The following is a 20,744-nucleotide window of genomic DNA, read 5'->3' as shown; positions in this document are numbered from 1 at the left end:
TCAACAGTCAATAGTCAACAGTCCATAGTCAACAGTCCATAGTCACCCACCTAAGACAACATCAACGCCACTTCTTTGGCGAAGTAGGTGAGGATTAAATCTGCGCCTGCGCGTTTCATGCTGGTTAAGGATTCTAAAATTACTTGTTTTTCATCCACCCAACCCATTTGCGCGGCGGCTTTAATCATGGCGTATTCGCCACTAACGTTGTAGGCTGCGACTGGTAGCTGGGTAGTTTGGCGGATTTGGTGAATAATATCTAGGTAAGCAAGGGCAGGTTTTACCATGACGATATCTGCCCCTTCGATAATATCTAGTTCTACTTCTTTTAAGGCTTCTCTGGCGTTGGCTGCGTCCATCTGATAAGTCTTTTTGTCACCAAATTTCGGGGCGGAATCTAAAGCATCCCGAAAGGGGCCGTAGTAGGCGGAGGCGTATTTGGCGGAGTATGCCAAAATTCCTACGTTGATGTAACCTTCTGCATCTAAAGCTTGACGAATTGCACCAATTCTGCCATCCATCATGTCGGAAGGGGCGACAAAATCTGCTCCGGCTGTGGCTTGAGAAAGTGCCATTTTTACTAACACTTCTACAGTCGGGTCATTTAAAATATTGCCTTTTTCATCGACTAAGCCATCGTGACCATGAGTAGTAAAGGGGTCAAGGGCTACGTCGGTGATGACAACAATATCTGGAACTGCTTGTTTAATGGCTCTAACTGTTTGTTGTACTAATCCCTCTGGGTTGTAGCTTTCTGTACCTGTGTCGTCTTTTTTATGTTGGGGGATGACGGGGAAAAGTGCGATCGCATTAATTCCCAAACTGTACACTTCGGCTATTTCTTTCAGCAACAAATCTAGAGAATATCGGTAACACCCACTCATGGAGGAAATTTCTACTTTTTGCCCTTCTCCTTCCATGACAAACATTGGGTAAATTAGGTCATCTACGCTGAGAGTTGTTTCCCTTACCATCCTTCGCAGTGTTGCATTGCGCCGCAGACGACGCGGACGTTGACATAAGTTCAATGGTTTGACTGACATAGAGCAAAATTAAAATGATAATCATTATTATAATATTTTGCCTCTTTGTGCAAGGAGACTCACACTCACCCAACAAGGGTGAGTGTCGATAGCTGAGAGTTAAGAGTTAGTTTTTAACTAATTTCAGCAGAAGTCCCACGTCTCACTCGAATGAGCGTGGGATGAATGCGTGTGAGTTGACGACAGTTCTCTGACTCATATTGAGTCTTCATTGAAGAGTCTCTGAGAAGCTCACGCTTACCTGTACTCAGGAAGCGTGAGTATGTCACTTCTTCCTTGCCAAAGTTAATCCATCGCCGATAGGGACGAGGCTTAAGCTGATACGCTGGTCTTGGAATAACTTTTCGTTAAAGGCGCGGATTTTTTTGGTACGATTATCTTGCACTTGGGGGTCTGCGACTCTACCAGACCAAAGTACATTATCAATGGCAATGAGACCGCCTGGACGGATTAATTGTAGCGATCGCTCATAATAATTATCATAGTTGCTCTTGTCAGCATCAATAAAAGCAAAGTCAAAAGTTTCCGCTTCCCCTGCTGCAAGTAATTTATCTAAGGTTTCCAACGCTGGGGCGAGGTGTAAATCAATTTTATGAGCTACTTGGGCTTGCTGCCAATAAAGTTGAGCGATGCTGGTAAACTCTGCACTGATATCACAGGCTACTACCTTCCCATCAGCAGGTAAAGCTAGTGCAACTATCAAAGAACTATAACCTGTAAATACTCCTACTTCTAAGGTTTTCTTTGCGCCTATCAATTGCACCAGCAACGCCATAAATTGACCCTGTTCTGGTGCAATTTGCATTCTTCCCACAGGAAGCTGGGCTGTTTGCTGGCGTAATTGGGTTAATACCTCTGGTTCCCGTAAAGAAATCGCTAGTAAATAGTCATATAGGTTTGCAGGTAGTCCCAGAGTGCGAGTTGTCATAATTTTATTTCGTAAGTAGTATCTGTAGTATTATCTATCTGGCACTGCACTGCCCACCCTACATAAATTTGTGAAATTAAATCTACAGCAGGGGACAGGGAACAGGCTTGAAAGTCTTTTTTTACATGGCTTTTTGCTGAACATTTGTACCTCATTTACCCGCAATCTGCTGTAAAACTTATATAGCGTTGCCTAGTCTGCTGATGTACAAATTTATCTGCGTGCATCTGCGTTTAATTATTTTTGCGTCTCACTGGGGTTAAAAATCTATAAACGGTATAAATATAAATTATGTCTTGATACTTGTACTTTCTGCCTCTTAATTTTTCCCCCTGTAGATTGATAATAAATAAATTTTGTTTCCGCCTAAAGACCGATAAATATTAATTACATAATAGATAATTTTAAAGCAGATGAAGAGGAGCAATCCTACATCTAAAGAGAGTTGTGTACTTGTTTTCCGTGGTCAATTTAATCCTTGTGTGTTGGGTGTGAGGAGCAATATTGTTATTTATTTACATTAGCCAGCAATTAATATGTTTGGCTAGCATCCGGGGTGAAGATGCGTAAACTTGCAATTAGCAAGTGAGTGCAAAAGCACAATTAAACCTTGGGTTGAGTTGTCGATCCAAGGTTTAATTGTGGGGATTAAAAAAGGCAATTATTTTTTTAATCTCTATTAAGAAATTGCTGAAAAATTACCGAGAGAAATATATGCCAGAAAATCAAACATTACAACCACCACAGCAACAGCAACCACCTGGGACAGAATCAAAAATGCAGCCCAGACCCAAAGCCGATGATGAAAAATATCGCGGTAGTGGTAAGTTAAAGGATAAAGTTGCCTTAATTACTGGTGGCGATAGTGGAATTGGTCGTGCTGTGGCGATCGCATTTGCCAAAGAAGGTGCAGATGTAGCGTTTGTCTACCTTAGCGAACATGGCGACGCAGAAGAAACCAAAAATTCAGTAGCAGAGTATGGACGGCGTGCAATTGCGATCGCTGGCGATATCACTGATGAAGCTTTTTGTCAACGCGCTATCCAACAAACAGTAGATGAGTTTGGCAAACTGGATATTCTCATCAATAATGCAGCTGAACAACATCCCCAAGAAAACATCGAAGATATTACCAAAGAACAGTTAGAACGGACATTTAAAACTAATATTTTTTCCATGTTCTACCTCACAAAAGCTGCAATCAAGCACTTAAAAGAAGGTAGTGCAATTATCAATACCACATCAGTTACAGCTTATAAAGGCAGTCCCCAATTGCTCGATTACTCGGCAACAAAGGGGGCAATTGTTGCTTTTACCCGCTCCTTATCACAAAATTTAGTGAGCAAGGGTATTCGAGTTAATGCTGTTGCACCCGGCCCTATTTGGACACCTTTAATCCCCTCTACATTCCCAGAAGAAAAAGTAGAAAGCTTTGGTAAACAAGTACCAATGCAACGAGCAGGACAACCAGAAGAAGTTGCACCTAGCTATGTATTTTTAGCTTCTGATGACTCTTCTTATATGTCTGGTCAAGTTTTACATCCTAATGGTGGTGAAGTAGTTAACGGTTAAAAAGAAAGAGAATATATTATTTGCAAAAAAATAAATTAGGGAAAAACCTCTTAATTAAAAATAAAAAAGGTTTTTCCCATTCCTTAGTCCTCATACCAATTCTCTATGAAGTTGCAGCAAATAAATTATGTAGAGACGTTGCATGCAACGTCTCTACAGTCAAGAATAAAGTGCATCTTCATCAATAAACGGTATCAGTCCCTTCTTTGTCTACCAACAGAGAGATGATTTAAGACTGAAAAATTGCTATACATAATAAGGAACATTTAAGAAAAGAAACGGCTTATGGCATCGCTAAAACCATTACATGGCACAGAATTAGTAGATTGTGCGAGGGCAAATGCTAAACAGGGTATAGAAACTGCTGCCTATCAATGTGGTTACGGCGATGACTTAAATAAATTCGCACAAGAACTGAGAAAAGCCTGTGAGGAAATGAATTTACAGGTGAAAGAATTGAACGAACTAATTACAGACCAAGACCTGATACTCAACTTGGGTAAAGGTGAAATTGTAGCTCCTGATACGGCTTCAGAATTGTAAATGTCATTGGTCATTAGTCATTAGTCCATACTCAACAGTTCATAACCTTAAAATTACCCGTGCCAGGTTGAAGTAAATTAGAACTCCAAGTACGTCAACGGCTGTGGTAATAAATGGTGCTGACATTAAGGCGGGATCTAAACGCAGAAATCGGAATAAAAATGGTAGTGCTGAACCGGAAACGGAAGCTAAAACCGAGATGGCTATGAGACTAACACCGACAGCGATCGCTACTTCTAATCGACCCTGGAGAAAATAAGCCCAGATAGTAGCGATAGTACCTAGCATACCCCCCAACAACGCACCAGCGATCGCTTCCCGTCCAATTACCTGCAAAGGGCCGAGCGATCGTATTTCTTCTGTATTCATCCCCCGAATCACTACCGTAGAAGACTGCGCCCCTACGTTACCACCAGTCCCAGTCAACAGAGGAATAAATGCCGTCAGTGTGACTACTTGAGTCAAAATATCCTCTTGGGATTTAATAATTGTGCCAGTTACAGTATTTGTGATTAATAGCACAAATAACCACAACACTCGCTTGCGGGCAACTTCTAATAAATTCATTTGGAAGTAATTGTCTCCACTGGACTGCACACCACCACCTAAAGCATAAATATCTTTAGTAGTTTCCTCTTGCAGAATATCAATCACATCATCGACAGTAACTATCCCTACTAACAGCTGTTGTCTGTCTACAACGGGTACAGCCAGAAAATCATACCGTTGAATTAACTTGGCTACTTCTTCTTGGTGGGTATCAGTGTTGACAAAAATCACATCACGAGTCATCACCTCGCCAATGGTTTGTTCTGGTTGAGATGTGACTAACTCGCGCAAGGAGACAATTCCCGTTAAGCGTCGTGCCTGATCAGTAACGTAAAGATAATAAATCATTTCACTAGCATTAGCTAGGCAGCGAATACGTTCTAGGGCTTGTGCCACGGTCATATTGTCTTTGAGGGCAATAAACTCTAGAGTCATGATGCGCCCAGCTGTATCAGCTTCATAACCTAACATCAAGGCTGTAGCTTGACGTTCTGTTGGGCTGAGTTGTTCTAATAGATGATTGACAACCTTTGCTGGTAATTCATCAAATAACCTGGCTCGATCATCAGAAGACATTTGATCGACAATATCCCGGACTTCTTGACTTTTGAGTTCGGCAATTAATCTTTCTTGAACGCTGTAGTCGAGATACTCATAAACCTCAATGGCCTCATCCTTAGAAAGTAGGCGAAAAGCCAAAGCGTGCATTGTCTCTGGCAAACCTTCAATTGCTTCGGCAATATCCGCAGGCTGTACAGGTACAAGAATAGCTTTCGCTCCCTGTAAATCGCCTGCTTCTAGCAACATTCGCAATTGAGTTCGCACTAAATCACGCAATTCTCTACGAGAAACATCACCAAGAGTAACGTTTGAATTGTTCACTTCTGTCACTTTCCACCTCCTTCGACCAGTCTGAACAAGGTTGCTGCCCCTAGTCTAAGGGATAGCGCCAGATGTAATTTTAAACTTGTTGTAATTTTTTCTACTGCAAATTTGCCATCTTGCCTCGCCCTAATCACGCGATTATGCGTTTAATAACTGTCTCTTATAACAAATAAGATGCAAAGCTAAAATTTAAGCTTTCATATAAATCATCCCTCGGTGATGATTAGAAAAATCTATACTTTGATATGGTTGAAGATAGCAGCTTAATATCGCTATTTTTTTAAGAAAAGTGCTAGCATTTATGCCCACCTATCCGCTAAAGAGCTATCTTATTAATGTGCTAAAAAGCGCTTCAAAATTTATAAGTGTATTTGTCATTTTATTAGGTTGTGCTGTACTGTTAGGTTGGTATTTTGATATTTCCATCCTTAAAAGCATTTTTCCAGAGTGGACTACGATGAAACCTAACACAGCATTAGGTTTTGTGTTATCTGGTTTAGCATTAAATTTTCTGCACTCAACTAGAAAGATCAAGCATTCCATAGCTCAGGTGCTAGCTATAGCGATCGCACTATTAGGATTTTTGACCCTCAGTCAATATTTATTGGGATGGAATTTGGGAATTGATCAACTGCTATTTGCCGATAAATTAGCAGCGATTAGCCAGACTAGTGTAGAATCTGCTACCGCAAACCCTGGTAGAATGTCATCTGTATCCGCTTTAAATTTTAGCTTAATTGGTTCTGCATTATGGCTTTTGGCTGCTAACCATGTCGGTTATCGGGCAGTACAATTACTGACAATTGCGACTACATTGACATCCATAGAGGTCTTGATTGGCTATATTTACGGGGTCAAACAGCTTCTGGGAATGTCATCGTTGACGCACACAGCCATTCACACAGGTATAACATTTTTCCTCCTCTCGATTGGTACATTATTGCTAGCGCCATCCCAGGGTTTTTTGGGTTTGCTCATCAGTAATAGTGCGGGTGGAATGACAGCGAGAATGCTACTACCGGCGGCGATCGCTATTCCCTTTTCCCTGGGATCGCTGGGATTGCTGGGTGAGAGAATGGCATGGTTTGATCATGCGTTTAGCTTGAGCCTGCACGTAACTGGCAATGTAGCTGCTTTTATGGGTTTAATTTGGTACTACGCCAGAGGGTTAGATAGCTTAGATGTCAAGCGTCAGAAGATAGAAGAAGCATTAAGAATTGCTTACGCCTCAGAAGCCTTACATCAAAGTGAAACCAGATTTCGCCGCGCCATTTTTGATGCGCCTTTACCAATGATGCTGCACACCGAAGATGGAGAAGTCCTGTTAATTAATCATGTTTGGACAGAAATCACAGGATACAGCATCGACGAAATTCAGACAGTTGCAGACTGGACTAAAAAAGCTTCTGGAAATCTTGAACAAAAAAAGGAATCTGATATTGAACCCTTACATAATCTTGATGGGAGAATTGCTGAAGGAGAATACAGCATTAAAATTAGCACTGGTGAAACCCGCATCTGGGATTTTCACTCTGCAACCTTGGGAAAACTACCCGATGGCAGAAATTTGGTAATTACTACAGCGTTTGACGTGACACAACGCAAGCAAACAGAAGCACAATTACGTCAGAACGCCTTTTACGATAGATTGACAGGTTTAGCAAACCGCGCTCTCTTCATGGAACACTTACAACACGCACTCCAGCAAACCAAACGACAGAAAGATTATTTATTTGCTGTGTTGTTCCTAGACTTAGATCGGTTTAAGGTCATCAATGATAGTCTTGGACACCTCAAAGGAGACCAATTCTTAATTACTATTGCCAAAAGACTAGCCGCCTGCATTCGCTCCACAGATATAGCCGCAAGGTTGGGAGGCGATGAATTTACCATCCTACTAGAAGATATTCAAGATGTTTCAGATGCCATCAAGGTGGCAGAACGAATACAAAAAGAGCTAAAATTACCCTTAAAATTGGATGGACAAGAAGTATTTACAAGTGCAAGTATCGGCATCGCTTTGAGTTCCACCGTCAACTATGACCATCCAGAACAACTACTCAGAGATGCAGATACGGCGATGTACCGCGCTAAAGCCTTGGGAAAGTCGCGCTACGCTCTATTTAACCGAGATATGTATGCTAATGCGCTCTTGAGATTGCAGTTAGAAGCTGATTTGCGTCGAGCGCTGGAACGTCAAGAGTTTAAAGTGTATTACCAACCAATTATTTCACTCATGAGTGGTGATATTGTAGGTTTTGAAGCACTGCTACGCTGGCAACATCCAGAGCGTGGTTTACTCAATGCTGTAGATTTTATTGCCTTAGCGGAAGAAACTGGACTAATTGTCGATATTGGTTACTGGGTGCTGTATGAAGCTTGTCGCCAGATGCAGTCATGGCAGATCAACTATCCTCAACGCTCATTCATGAGAATGAGCGTTAATCTTTGCGCCAAGCAATTTTCCCAGCCAAATTTAATCGAACAAATTCGACAAATTTTGCAATCAACAGGTCTTGATGCTAATTGTTTAGGACTAGAGATTACCGAAGGTGTGATTGTAGAAAATGCTGATGAAGCAACTGCTACACTCCTAAAACTACGAGAATTGGGAATTGAGATATTGATTGATGATTTTGGTACAGGCTACTCTTCTTTAGGTCGCCTTTATAGCTTTCCGGTGAATGTATTAAAAATTGACCGTTCCTTCGTTAACCCCTTAGCCAGCGATCGCCGCAATCAAGAGATTATCGAAATTATCGTCACTTTAGCAAATAAACTAGGTATGAGTGCGATCGCTGAAGGTGTAGAAACCCAAGAACAAGTCACAATTTTAAGCAAGTTAGGCTGTAAATCGGTTCAAGGCTACTTTTTCTCTCATCCCTTACCTAGTTTAGAAGCCGCCGCATTAATTGCTGCTAGTTCTCAGTTGACAGTTGACAGTTGACAGTTATCAGTTATCAGTTATCAGTTATCAGTTGTCAGTTATCAGTTATCAGTTGTCAGTTGTCAGTTGTCAGTTATCAGTTATCAGTTATCAGTTGTCAGTTATCAGTTATCAGTTATCAGTTATCAGTTGTCAGTTGTCAGTTGTCAGTTGTCAGTTGTCAGTTGTCAGTTGTCAGTTGACAGTTATCAGTTATCAGTTGACAGTTATCAGTTATCAGTTGACAGTTATCAGTTATCAGTTATCAGTTATCAGTTGACAGTTATCAGTTATCAGTTATCAGTTGACAGTTATCAGTTATCAGTTATCAGTTATCAGTTATCAGTTATCAGTTATCAGTTGACAGTTATCAGTTGTCAGTTATCAGTTATCAGTTATCAGTTATCAGTTGACAGTTATCAGTTGACAGTTATCAGTTATCAGTTATCAGTTATCAGTTATCAGTTATCAGTTGACAGTTATCAGTTATCAGTTATCAGTTGACAGTTATCAGTTATCAGTTATCAGTTATCAGTTATCAGTTATCAGTTATCAGTTGACAGTTATCAGTTGTCAGTTATCAGTTATCAGTTATCAGTTATCAGTTGACAGTTATCAGTTGACAGTTATCAGTTATCAGTTATCAGTTATCAGTTATCAGTTATCAGTTGACAGTTATCAGTTATCAGTTATCAGTTGACAGTTATCAGTTATCAGTTATCAGTTATCAGTTATCAGTTATCAGTTATCAGTTGACAGTTATCAGTTGTCAGTTATCAGTTATCAGTTGACAGTTATCAGTTGACAGTTATCAGTTATCAGTTATCAGTTATCAGTTATCAGTTATCAGTTGACAGTTATCAGTTGTCAGTTATCAGTTATCAGTTTTCCCCTTTCCCCTTTCCCCTTTCCCCTTTCCCCCTTCCCCAGTTCAAGAAAATTTAGTTAAAAATCCCAAGAGTTTTTTCGTATTCGCTGTGAGAAGGGTACGGCGATAGGTGTCGGCGGCTTTTTTAATGGCTTCGGCTTGGGTGGGGTAGGGATGAATGACGCTGCTTAATTTGCTTAAACCTATATTGTTAACAATTGCTGTGGTGACTTCGGAAATCATTTCGCCGGCGTGAGCTGCGACAATGGTTGCACCGAGAATTTTATCTGACCCTTTTTTGTGGTGAATTTTCAGGAAACCTTCTTCTTGCGCGTCAGCGATCGCCCGGTCTACACTACTAAAAGGTATCTTGATTGTCTCTACATCAATCCCCAACTCCTTGGCTTGGTGTTCATACATCCCCACATGGGCAATTTCTGGATCAGTATAAGTCACCCAAGGCATTACCAAACTACTGAGTTTTGACCTTCCCAAACCAAAGGGAGAAAATAGCGTATTCTTAATCACAATTCTCGCAGCTGCGTCGGCTGCATGGGTGAATTTCCAGTCCATGCAGATATCACCAGCAGCGTAAATTTTGGGGTTTGTTGTTTGCAGGTAATCATTGACTATTACGCCTCGGCGCTGGTCGTATTCTACACCGACGGCTGCCAAATTTAACCCTTCAACATTAGGCGATCGCCCCACACCCACCAATATTTCATCTACTGTTACAGAGTCACGACAACCGCTAGCAGAAAAGTACAACCGCTTACCCTCAGTTACAGTGACAACCTCTTCTACCTTGGCATTTAATATTAAGCGAATCCCATCCCGCATTAACGCTTTTTCCACAATTTGTGCTGCTTCCCCATCTTCCTTATTGAGGACATGGGAGCCACTATGAATCAACACTACCTCACTCCCCAGACGGCGGAAAGCTTGCGCCAATTCGCAACCGATAGGCCCACCACCTATCACCGCTAACTTTTCTGGTCTTTGAATTAAAGAAAAAACCGTTTCATTAGTTAAATATCCAGCTTGTTCAATCCCCCTAATGGTAGGTTTCGCCGCCCTTGCACCAGTAGCAATTACAGCCTTTTTAAACTTAAGGGTTTTACCAGCCACTTCTACAGTGTCACTACTAGCAAATTTCCCACTCCCCAGGAAAACATCAACCCCCAGCGATGTAAAACGTTCAGCCGAGTCATGATGACTAATTCCCGCCCTCACTCGCCGCATCCTGGCCATAACTGCGGGAAAATCGATATTAACTTGATTGGGAATATTCACACCTAAATTTTTAGCATTGCGAATTTCCCCCACCACCCGCGCCGACCGAATAATAGTTTTGGAAGGTACACAACCCACATTCAAGCAATCTCCACCCATGAGATGCTTTTCAATCAACGCCACTTTTAAACCCAAACCCAAACCAGCCGCACCAGCAGCCACCACTAAACCAGCCGTCCCTGCACCGATGACTACCAAATCATAACAATCAGCAGGTTGGGGATTTTCCCAATTGGGCGGATGTACATAAGCAACCAATCTCTGGTTATACTCATCCACTGGGCGAACGATGACTCTATCTTGTTCGGAGTTAGACATGAGAAAAGCTCTTTGGGGGTTAGGGGTTAGGGGCTAGAGGTTAGAGGTTAGAGGCTAGGGGTTAGAGGTCTCTTAAGGGCAGGTTTTTCATAAAGTAATCAGTGAGGACTATAAGATTCAGTAAATTATCAGACTTTCATCTACCCCTACACCCCTACACCCTTATACCCCTACACCCTAAAATCAGTGTTTTTGGGTCGAAGTGTAAAAAACCTGCCCTTGAAAGGGGTTAGAGGTTCGGGGTTCGGGGTTCGGGGTTAGATGTAGATTGGGTTTCGTTCCTTAACCCAAGGGTTGCGAGGCTTTGTTGGTTGCGCTACGCTTAATCCTACATACTTTTAAAGTTTGAAAACACGCTCTAGCCCTTAAATCACAATTACAGCCTTTGAAACTTTTATCAGTTTAATAATTGACAGAATCGCACTTTTAGTCTAACTGAGATAAGTTACTCTCACCCCCAGCCCTAACCTCTAGCTTTTAACCTCTAGTCTCTAGCATCTAGCCTCTAGCCTCTAACCCCTAACCTCTTTACCTACGAAAATTTAGGATATGTTGAGCAGTAATTTTTGGCTGTTCTAAATGTGGTATGTGACCACAATCTTCGATCCATATTAGTTGACTATGGGGAATTGCCCTTTTAAATCTTTTGCCGTCTTCAGTACCCAAAATTTTATCGCTATCACCCCATAAAATTAAGGTAGGTGAGGTAATTTCTGCCAATTTTTTAAATCGGAAAGCTGTGTAACCACCGCTTTTAGTAAAAGCAATTAAAGCTTCAGGCCAGCTAGGCATTTCTAGGTGTAATGCACCACAATATAAAGCATCAACAGTAGCAAAACTAGGATTTTTGTAAGCAGCACGAGCGACGCGATCGCGCACTTTCGGACTCCGCAAAAACTGAGCCGCCATATAATCCAATGGGGGAAACATAAATTTAGTTAGCGGTGAACCCCCGCGCAAACCAGCACTATCAATTAATACTAATTTTTCTACTACTTCTGGGTAAGTCAGGGTAAAATCAATAGCTGCTGCACCGCCCATTGATGCACCCACCAAAATCACAGGTTGGTTAATGAGAGTTTTCCAGAAGTAATAGAGGTGAGTTTTAATCGCAACAGGACTAAATTGTAACCCCGCGAGTCTTTCGGTAAAGCCAAAACCCAACAAATCCACCGCCCAAGTTGCATTTTCTTGTGCTAGCAGTGGTAGAAGACGACGAAATTCTAATACAGAACTATCGAAGCCGTGGATTAATAAAATAGGTATACCCCCACTCCCTTGATGTACGTAGGCTGTGGTGATTGGTTGGTTACTCAGGGGAGTAGCGATCGCATGAATTTGGATACTTCTAGCTAAGGCGATCGACTCAGCTTCGGTAAGTTGCCCAACTGCGGCAGGTAAAAAACTTGGAAACATAAATTCTAGTTTATCAGGTGACAGTTGGCAGTTGACAGTTGACAGTTGACAGTTGTTAATTATTTTCCCCCTTTCCCCTTTCCCCCTTCCCCCCAAAAGAAATTTCCCCCTCAGTATCACAATGGAGTCGAAAGCCTCGTACAATTAATATCACTTAACTTTTTTGTATCAGGAGCTAATGCCATGCCAATGGCGGTTGGCGTAATCGAAACTTTAGGATTTCCGGCTGTGTTAGCGGCAGCAGATGCGATGGTAAAATCTGCCGCAGTTACCCTTGTATATTATGGTCAAGCAGAAAGCGCTCGTTTGTTAGTTGCTGTGCGGGGACAAGTTGCGGAAGTAAAAAGAGCCGTTGAGGCGGGAATTGAGGCTGGTGAACAAGCATATGGTGGTGAAGTAATCACCCATTACATAGTTCCCAACCCTCCAGCAAATGTGGAAGATATTCTTCCCATTCACTTTACCTCAAAATCAGAGCCTTTTAGGGCTTTCTAAGCAATTTTGCTATCAGCTTATGTAGCGTAGCTGCGTACAATAAACTGGTACGCCACATAAAATTATTATTCATACAGGAGATTACTAAATGTCGTCATTACAAGCAGTGGGAGCGTTAGAAACTAAGGGTTTCCCGGCTGTGTTAGCAGCAGCAGATGCTATGGTTAAAGCTGGCCGTGTTACTCTCGTAGGCTATATCCGAGTTGGTAGCGCTCGTTTTACAGTAAATATTCGTGGAGACGTTTCCGAAGTTAAGACAGCAATGGCTGCTGGTGTGGAAGCAGCACAGAATGTTCACGGTGGTACTTTAGAGTCTTGGGTAATTATTCCCCGCCCCCATGAAAACGTTGAAGCTGTGCTACCTATCGGTTACACAGATGCAGTTCAACAGTATCGTGATTCTGTAGAAAATCCCATCATCCGTTCTAGTAACGGGCGTTAGAGAATTGGGGACAGTTCGTAGTAAGCGGCTCTAGCCCAGAGAAAAGGACTAAAGTCCTTACTACAAACCTTGTCCGCCCCTCTAACTTTTAGTAGTTATATAGAAAAATCTACTCTTGTAGCAAGGCTAAAATAGTACTTTAAACTTATTAATATTATTTAATTCAATACAATAAAAATTTGTAAATTCCTTGTAATAAAGTGACGAATACTTGTATAAAAATTTATGTATAATATTAAACAACAAGTATTTATGCTAAAGAATAAACGTGAAGCCGCTTAATCAAGAAGCTCAACAGAAAATTATTCAAAAGATTGCTAAATGGAAAGCTGGATTGGCTGATTTAGGGCGTAAGAATCCTTTGATTAAGTTTCAACCAGACAACCGCCGAACATTGGAAGTGCTGACAGACGAATTAGATATTATCTTTACAGACTTTGTAGAAAAAAGGAAAACATTCAAATTTTCCATTGTTGATAGCGACTTTCAAGATAATGTGCTGTCGAAAAGCACTAAAGCATTATCTTCATCAAAAAATCCTCTTGAATTAATTACTCGTCAAACAGGAAACGAGCAAATCAAGCGGCTGAAGACATTGCGTACTGAAGCACGTAAATCAATTGAAGAACGAGGATTCAATAGCTTATTCTTAGCAATGGGTACGCTAACTTGGTATGACAAGGACAAGCCAGAGGAGGCTTTACTTTCACCACTTATTTTATGGTGAGATTTTGCAAAAAGAACGTCAAGGCGTTCCTAACATTAATGTTATCTTGTCTAACTTCAATCAATGGAATCAAATTCGCTTGGTTGAAGCCAAAAATTTATTAAATCAGTTAGCTCAGTTTTTGCCATTCTTCAAGGGAGAGAAGACAACGATTTGGGCAAAAAGTTCCCTTAAATCATATTCTTATGAGCTTGAATTAGAAATTAGAGAGAAACTAGCGGATTTTCAACAAGCGATTTTGGTAACTCAAAAGCTTAGTCAACAATTATCATCAATTATACAACTTCAACCTATATCTAATCTAGAGTCATTAGACACTTACTATCAAGCTCTATCATATGTATCAAAAGCACCACTGCAATTACCAGAGAATTGGACTCAGGTAAATGTTGCGATCGCTCGTAATGCTTTTAACATTTTGAGGCAGGATGTTAGAGAAATTGCGATGAGAATGCCTTCTCCAGAAGTTTTAGATTTATTGAATCATCTTTCTTCATTCATACCATTTTTAAGAGAAGAAATCACAAATATTTGGGAAAGAAGTAAATCAAAGTTCATTTCAGAATCCCAGGAGTTAGAAATTTCTCAAAAACTTGATAAATTCCAAAAATCTATTTCTCTAATTCAGGAGTTGAGTCAATCCTTACAAAGGATTTTAGGAGTTGAAACCCTATTGAATCTAGAAAATGTAGAAACTTATCTTCCTGCTTTGAAGCATATATTAAATGCTCCTGCTAATTTACCTAACGATTGGACGTTAGTGGATATTTCAACTGCTGAGAATGCGTTTACTAAGTTGCAAGCAGATATTAAGTTTTTAGAAGAAAATGAACCCTTTATTAACCAAAAATATCATTCTGATTTATTCTCCTCTGAATTACCAGGTTTAGCCAATAGATTTCAAAAATACAGTCGCTTTTGGATTTTTCGAGTTTTGAATCCTAGATACAGGCGTGATATTAAGCTTTTAAAAAGACTACGCACTACAGAGGTACAGCTTTCATATAAAGAATTAAAACAAGATTTAGTACAAGCTGTTAAAATACAAGCCGCACGCAACGAACTGTATCAAAGCAATTACCCATCTCGTCAGATTTTCGGCTCTTTATTTAATCCAGAATTTGCTACGCAAGCGGAATTAAGACAGATTGAACAAGCTTTAAGCTGGCTGAACAAATTAAAACAGTATTCACTACCTACGGTTGCGGTTCAGCATATTGTAAATTCTCCTTCTCTGCGCCAAGAGTTAGCTAAATTAATTCAGAAATTAGAATCTTTCAATGAAGATTTTCAACAAGGAATAAATTTTCTGCTTTTATACTTCAATGAAAGTGATATTTTTGGGCAAGTGCTACCGCACAAGCAAATTTTATTTACTGATTTGGCAAATTTTCTAAGTCTAGCCAAAACTGATATACGGAACTTTCGAGACTGGTTGAGGTTTAAAGAAATTTATGATCAACTTGAAAGTTTAGGCGCTCAGGCTTTTATAGAAGCTTTGCGAAACAATAAACCTAATCCTATTGTTGTCTTACGAAATAAGCTCAGTCAAGTTGACTATCTACCCAATCAAATTTTTGGCTTTTTATTTGACCCGCAAATGTCTAGTGAAGAGGATCTGAAACCAATTGAAGCAGCTTTAGATTGGTTGATTGGTTTACAACATTACTCTCTTCCTGGTGATGCTGTTCAGCAAATTATAAATGTACCTTCACGGCGAAGAGAATTATCTGAAATAGTCAACGGATTTTCCTCTAATGTTAATGAGATTAAGCAGGGATGGAATTTCATTCTGTCGTACTTTAGAGAAAGTGATATTACAGATAGTTACCTAACATATAATCAAATTACTTTTGGAGAATTGGAAAGATTCTTAAATTTAGCTGACTCTGAACTGCAAGATTTTCAAGGATGGTTGGCTTACAAAGAGACTTGTGAAAAGCTAGAAAATCTGGTAAATAAGAAGTTTATTGATGCTTTGCGTGATAGTCAAATAGAACCTGAAGAATGGTATCCCTCTTTAGAAAAGCTAATTTATAAAACCTGCTTAGATGCCATTTGGGCTAGAAAAACAGAGTTAAAAAATTTTAATCCAGCAGTACATGAACAGCGAATACAAGAATTTTTTAAGCTAGATAACTCTCAACTATATTTAGCTAGAGAACGACTAAAACGGTTTCATTTACAACGCTGGCAAAACAGAGAAAAAGCTTCGGTTATTCAATCTGAATTACCAAGATTAAAGAAAGAAGTAACTAGAAGAAGACAGCATTTACCAATTCGTAAACTGCTGAATGACAAACAAAAGGGAATACCAAATATAGTTAAAGCCTTAAAACCTTGTTGGATGATGAGTCCGCTTGCAGTGAGTCAATATATTGATGCTAATGAAGTTCATTTTGATGTTCTCATTTTTGATGAAGCCTCTCAGTTACGCACAGAGGATGTGGTTCCCTCAATTATCCGCACTGATCAAGTAATTATAATTGGTGATAGAAAACAACTGCCTCCCACATCATTTTTTAAAGTGGAAGACAATGATGAAGATATAATTGACGAAGATGATGCAAATGCTGAAAGTGTTTTAGATGAATGTTCAAACTTTATGTTTGGACGTACACTAAAATGGCATTATCGTAGTCGAGATGAACGATTAATAGCTTTCTCTAACCAGCATTTTTATGATTCTCAATTAGTAACATTTCCTAACCCAATTCAAAATCCAGATTTGGGCGTAAAGTTTAAACACGTTCCTGATGGTGTATATGATCGCGCTGGACGTAAGGATAATCAAAGAGAGGCTCAAGTAGTTGCACAATTGGCTTTAGAACATTTTCAACTTGTTCCGGCTCAATCTCTGGGTATTATTGCTTTTAGCGAAGCTCAAGCTGATGCTATTCAGGAGCAAATTGAGATTTTAGGCAAAGATAATCCTGATTTTGAAGCATTTTGCAACGATAATTCACCCCAGTTTTTCCTCAAAGCGCTGGAAAACGTCCAAGGTGATGAGCGAGATGCAATTATACTTAGCGTTGGCTATGGTTATGATGCTGATGGTAAGCTGAATCTTAACTTCGGCCCCATCAATAAACAAGGTGGGGAACGACGGCTGAATGTAGCTGTGACCAGAGCAAAATGTAAAATAACATTAGTTTCTTCCATTGTGGCTGGTGACATCGACTTATCACGCAGCAAAAGCGAAGGTTTAAGATTACTACGAGATTACTTAGAGTACGCAGCTAGTGGTGGAGAACGACTAGAAGGTAATTTTTATACTGACCAACTTAAATTCGACTCTCCATTTGAAGAAGACGTTTATCACGCCTTAACTTCAAGAGGATATATAATTCGTTCCCAAGTTGGATGCTCAGGTTATCGCATTGACTTGGCAGTTGTCAATAGAAACCGTCCAGGTGAGTTTTTGTTGGGGATTGAGTGCGATGGTGCATCTTATCATAGTTCACCGACTGCACGCGATCGCGATCGCCTCAGACAACAAGTCTTGGAAAAACTTGGTTGGAAAATCCACCGAATATGGTCAACAGACTGGTTCCGCAACAAACCTGCTCAAGTTAATCTTTTGGTAGAAAGAATTGCACAGCTACAACAAACATGAAGCTTGAGAGGGGGATATAACAGTTCGTAGTAAGCAGCTCTAGCCCTGAGAAAAGGACTAAAGTCCTTACTACAAACCATGCGCCCCTACTAACCGCCGCTTGGTTCTCCCCAATCTTTAATAATGGAAAAGATGGCAGAATAATCTTCATTAGCAAACGACATCTTCATTGTTGTTTGTAAAATTTTCTGCACAGTTTCAATACTGCTGAGATCCAAACCTAAATATTGAGCTTCGGAAATAAATAAATCTGTATCTTTGAGTAAGTGTTTTGTCGGAAAATTGGGATTGCTATAATCCCCATCCAGCATTCTTTGCAGCTTTTTATCAAAGGTAGGCGCATATAGCGCACTTCCCCGCAGGACTTCCATAAATTTATCTACATCAATACCTTGACGCTGCACAAAAGCTAAACTCAAGGCAAAGCTAGTAGTTAATGAAGCTATTAACTGATTTAAGGCTAATTTTAAAGCGGATGCTGTTCCTACTGGCCCTATTAGTAAAGGTTCTGGGCCAAAATTCTTGAGTAAATCTAGACGGCGTTCATATTGTTCGGGTTCAGCACCTACCATCACCGTCAGCGTTCCCGCCTTGGCTTCGGGTATACTTCCTAACACTGGCGCTTCTATATATTCGCCGCCACCACCAATGACAGAATTGCGAATTTCTTGGCTTTGGGTGGAAGTAATTGTTCCCATCTGAATGATAGTACGTCCTTCCAGAGTCCGCCAAGATGTATCCGAAAGCAATACATGATATATTGCGGCGGCGTTAGTTAGCATGAGGATGACGCATTCAGCCTCTCGAATGGCGTAGCGGGGATGTGTCACTACTTCCGCGCCTGCTGCTTGTAATGGTGCTAATTTTTCTGGGGTACGGTTATAAGCGACTACCTCTATATTTGCTGCTAACAATCTTTGGGCCATTGGTAGTCCCATGAGTCCAGTTCCCAGAAATGCCACCTTCATTTTTCACGTTCCTTTGATTGTGCCGCGTTGTCATCGTTTGATTCTACGTTGTCAGGGAGTAGTTATTTAACTGTTGACGTTGACGGTTGACAGTTAACAGATTTACGTTGTTTTTCTACTCCCTACGCCTGGATCTAGCGATCAGCCACCTGCGGCAAATGTTGCCATAATGACAACTGAAAGCAAGATGCCAGGACTCAGTAATGTTACTAGCACTATTAGGTCATGAGTAGACATAATTGTAACTCCCCTCTGATGCTCGACTCATAGTAATCACTGTTATGCTAGTCTATATACAGCCGATTGAGCATTCTTAATATAGAGTTTTAATTATTTGGTTATTAGTCATTAGTCATTAGTCATTAGTCCATAGTCAATAGTCAACAGTCCATAGATTACTTTCCCCTTCCCCCCTTCCCCTTTCCCCCCCAGTCCCCAGTCCCTAACCTCCCGGTACAGTCAAACCTTTGAGTGGTTGAGAAGCTTGTTGTTTTGTCAGTCCTTTGCTTTGAATTAAAACTCCAAAACCTCCTAGTCCTGTGGGATCGATTAGTTGGTGTAGGGCTTGTCGTCGATTTAGCAATTCAGGGACGGAGATTTGTTGGTGGGAGAGGGCGGCGATACGTAAGCCTAATCCTAAAGCCATCAAGAATAAAGCTTGCTGGGTAAAACCCAGCTTTGCTAAACCGCAGCGATCGCCCCATTTCTCCAATGCGGTAAAGTCAACATGGGCGGTGATATCTTGCTGTCCAATGTTGATGTAGGGGTTGTCATGGTGACGGTGTTGATAGTAGCACTGTAGGGTTCCTTGCGATCGCCTGGGGTTATAATAACGGCTGGCAGGATAGCCATAATCAATTGTTATCACATACCCGCGTTGCAAGCGGTCGGCTACTATACTCAACCAATCAAGGGCTGCTAAATTAATTTCACTACGGTAGCCATCCTCATAACCACCTTGGGCTAAATTAATCCCCACTAAATCAAAATATTCGGCGAGTTTAGGCGTAGAGGGTGCGGCGGTTATTTCTGTTAATTCGTCTGGGGACTGGGGACTGGGGACTGGGAAATAAGTATTTCTTCCTCTGCTCCTCTGCTCCTCTGCTCCTCTGCTCCTCTGCTCCTTTCCCCTCCTGGGAGGGGTTAGGGGTGGGTTGCTCCTCTGCTCCTCTGCTCCCTCATCTCCCTCATCTCCCTCATCTCCCCCATCTCCCCCCACTCCCTCATCTCCCCGCAAGGTTACATAAATCTCTCGCAACTCGCCTGCTTCTATCATGAACTGATGCACTGGGAAAGCATCTACTAACTCATTGGAGAAGAAGCAGCCAATAATTGAGTTAGATTCTATCTCTTCCCAATTACACCAGCGCACAGGAAACTCTTGTAAGCGTTGCTGCTGTTCTTGCTTTAAGCCTGGGGACTTTTCTACAATTAGGTATTGCAAGGCGGCAAATAATTGGGGATATTGCGCCTGGATATATTTGAGGATATGTAAAGCTAACAGTCCTTGTCCTGCACCCATTTCTACCAAATAAAAGGGTACGGGTTGCCCTAAAATATCCCACATTTGGGCGAATTGTTCTGCTAGTAAATCGCCAAAGTCAGCGCCGAGATTAACGGAGGTGAAAAAATCACCGCCTTTGAAGCCAATTTTTACGGCATTGCTAGAATAATAACCTTGTTCGGGATGGTATAGCACCATGTCCATATATTCTGCAAAGGTTATTCGCCTTTCGGGGCTGTTAGCAATGCGTTGGGCTATGGCTTTTTGTAGCACTGACGGAGGGTTCACTGACATCTTGCATCTTCTCAATAAGCTGGTGGTGGGCAGTGCAGCGCCCTACGAAATTATCTGACTTTTCACGGGATCTGCAAAACCCCACTTCAATTCCTCTCCCCTGCAAGGCTATCCATTACCCGGATCTATCTCAACATTTGTCAGAGTATTCACTCACGTTTTTTCTAACCCTGATTTGTTCGTTGTTAATTTTCACAGGACTTATGCAAGTGTCACAATTGGTGGTTGGTGCGTGACGCTACAAGTCTCATGACTACGTTCAAATATTATCGCTCCTCACACACCCTACAGAAAAAATCTGCCAGTTGCGTAAGTTTTAGTTAAATTCAATCTCAGAGGTATTTTAAATTGATTTTT

General features: G+C 41.0%; 14 protein-coding genes. 7 read left to right on the top strand and 7 right to left on the bottom strand.

Going from position 1 to position 20,744, the window contains the following annotated elements:
* Positions 1 to 50: 50 nt before the first annotated feature.
* A complete protein-coding gene (gene hemB / locus H6G83_RS15900; protein ID WP_190473971.1) occupies positions 51 to 1,043 on the bottom strand; it encodes a porphobilinogen synthase in 993 nt (330 codons plus the stop codon).
* A gap of 265 nt (positions 1,044 to 1,308) precedes the next feature.
* Positions 1,309 to 1,971: a class I SAM-dependent methyltransferase gene (locus H6G83_RS15895; protein WP_190473969.1), complete on the bottom strand. Its 663-nt coding sequence runs from the start codon at positions 1,969 to 1,971 to the stop codon at positions 1,309 to 1,311.
* Between the two features lie 714 nt (positions 1,972 to 2,685).
* Here H6G83_RS15895 and H6G83_RS15890 point away from each other — a divergent pair.
* Together H6G83_RS15890 and H6G83_RS15885 are read left to right on the top strand one after the other, a co-directional pair.
* Positions 2,686 to 3,543 carry an SDR family oxidoreductase gene (locus H6G83_RS15890; RefSeq protein ID WP_190473966.1) on the top strand — a complete coding sequence of 286 codons (858 nt, stop codon included), beginning with the start codon at positions 2,686 to 2,688 and terminating at the stop codon, positions 3,541 to 3,543.
* Between the two features lie 285 nt (positions 3,544 to 3,828).
* Complete coding sequence (locus tag H6G83_RS15885) at positions 3,829 to 4,086, top strand: hypothetical protein (RefSeq protein WP_190473964.1); 258 nt, start codon at positions 3,829 to 3,831, stop codon at positions 4,084 to 4,086.
* A 39-nt stretch (positions 4,087 to 4,125) separates the two neighbouring features.
* Here H6G83_RS15885 and mgtE read toward each other — a convergent pair whose 3' ends face one another.
* Positions 4,126 to 5,526: a magnesium transporter gene (mgtE, locus tag H6G83_RS15880; protein ID WP_190473962.1), complete on the bottom strand. Its 1,401-nt coding sequence runs from the start codon at positions 5,524 to 5,526 to the stop codon at positions 4,126 to 4,128.
* Positions 5,527 to 5,977: 451 nt separating this feature from the next.
* Between mgtE and H6G83_RS15875 the strand changes: the two genes are divergently transcribed.
* Positions 5,978 to 8,467: a putative bifunctional diguanylate cyclase/phosphodiesterase gene (locus H6G83_RS15875; RefSeq protein ID WP_242044614.1), complete on the top strand. Its 2,490-nt coding sequence runs from the start codon at positions 5,978 to 5,980 to the stop codon at positions 8,465 to 8,467.
* Positions 8,468 to 9,377: 910 nt separating this feature from the next.
* On the opposite strand, the gene H6G83_RS15870 is transcribed toward H6G83_RS15875, so the two are convergent.
* Together H6G83_RS15870 and H6G83_RS15865 are read right to left on the bottom strand one after the other, a co-directional pair.
* The gene (locus H6G83_RS15870) at positions 9,378 to 10,925 is read right to left on the bottom strand and encodes a mercuric reductase (protein WP_190473960.1); all 1,548 of its coding nucleotides are present in this window, start codon (positions 10,923 to 10,925) and stop codon (positions 9,378 to 9,380) included.
* 528 nt (positions 10,926 to 11,453) lie between these two features.
* Entirely contained in the window at positions 11,454 to 12,341 is an 888-nt protein-coding gene (locus tag H6G83_RS15865) for an alpha/beta fold hydrolase (RefSeq protein ID WP_190473957.1), read from the bottom strand.
* Positions 12,342 to 12,524: 183 nt separating this feature from the next.
* On the opposite strand from H6G83_RS15865, the gene H6G83_RS15860 reads away from it, so the two are divergent.
* The 4 genes from H6G83_RS15860 to H6G83_RS15845 all read left to right on the top strand — a co-directional run bounded on the left by H6G83_RS15860 (position 12,525) and on the right by H6G83_RS15845 (position 17,621).
* Entirely contained in the window at positions 12,525 to 12,836 is a 312-nt protein-coding gene (locus tag H6G83_RS15860) for a carbon dioxide-concentrating mechanism protein CcmK (RefSeq protein WP_190473955.1), read from the top strand.
* Between the two features lie 88 nt (positions 12,837 to 12,924).
* Positions 12,925 to 13,278, top strand: a complete 354-nt coding sequence (locus H6G83_RS15855; protein WP_190473953.1) for a carbon dioxide-concentrating mechanism protein CcmK — start codon at positions 12,925 to 12,927, stop codon at positions 13,276 to 13,278.
* A 268-nt stretch (positions 13,279 to 13,546) separates the two neighbouring features.
* Positions 13,547 to 14,005, top strand: a complete 459-nt coding sequence (locus H6G83_RS15850) for a DUF4011 domain-containing protein (RefSeq protein ID WP_190473950.1) — start codon at positions 13,547 to 13,549, stop codon at positions 14,003 to 14,005.
* Complete coding sequence (locus H6G83_RS15845) at positions 13,953 to 17,621, top strand: AAA domain-containing protein (RefSeq protein ID WP_190473948.1); 3,669 nt, start codon at positions 13,953 to 13,955, stop codon at positions 17,619 to 17,621. The genes H6G83_RS15850 and H6G83_RS15845 overlap by 53 nt, the downstream gene beginning before the upstream one ends.
* 89 nt (positions 17,622 to 17,710) lie before the next feature.
* On the opposite strand, the gene H6G83_RS15840 is transcribed toward H6G83_RS15845, so the two are convergent.
* Positions 17,711 to 18,589: an NAD(P)-dependent oxidoreductase gene (locus H6G83_RS15840; protein WP_190473946.1), complete on the bottom strand. Its 879-nt coding sequence runs from the start codon at positions 18,587 to 18,589 to the stop codon at positions 17,711 to 17,713.
* 442 nt (positions 18,590 to 19,031) lie between these two features.
* On the bottom strand, positions 19,032 to 20,387 hold the full coding sequence (locus H6G83_RS15835; protein WP_242044613.1) for a class I SAM-dependent methyltransferase: 1,356 nt from the start codon (positions 20,385 to 20,387) through the stop codon (positions 19,032 to 19,034).
* Positions 20,388 to 20,744 lie beyond the last annotated feature (357 nt).

It is taken from the genome of Anabaena azotica FACHB-119, from assembly GCF_014697625.1.
Classification (GTDB): Bacteria; Cyanobacteriota; Cyanobacteriia; order Cyanobacteriales; family Nostocaceae; genus Trichormus; species Trichormus azoticus_A.
Note: the sequence above shows the minus strand (reverse complement) of the source record. Positions and strands in the feature narration are given on the sequence as shown.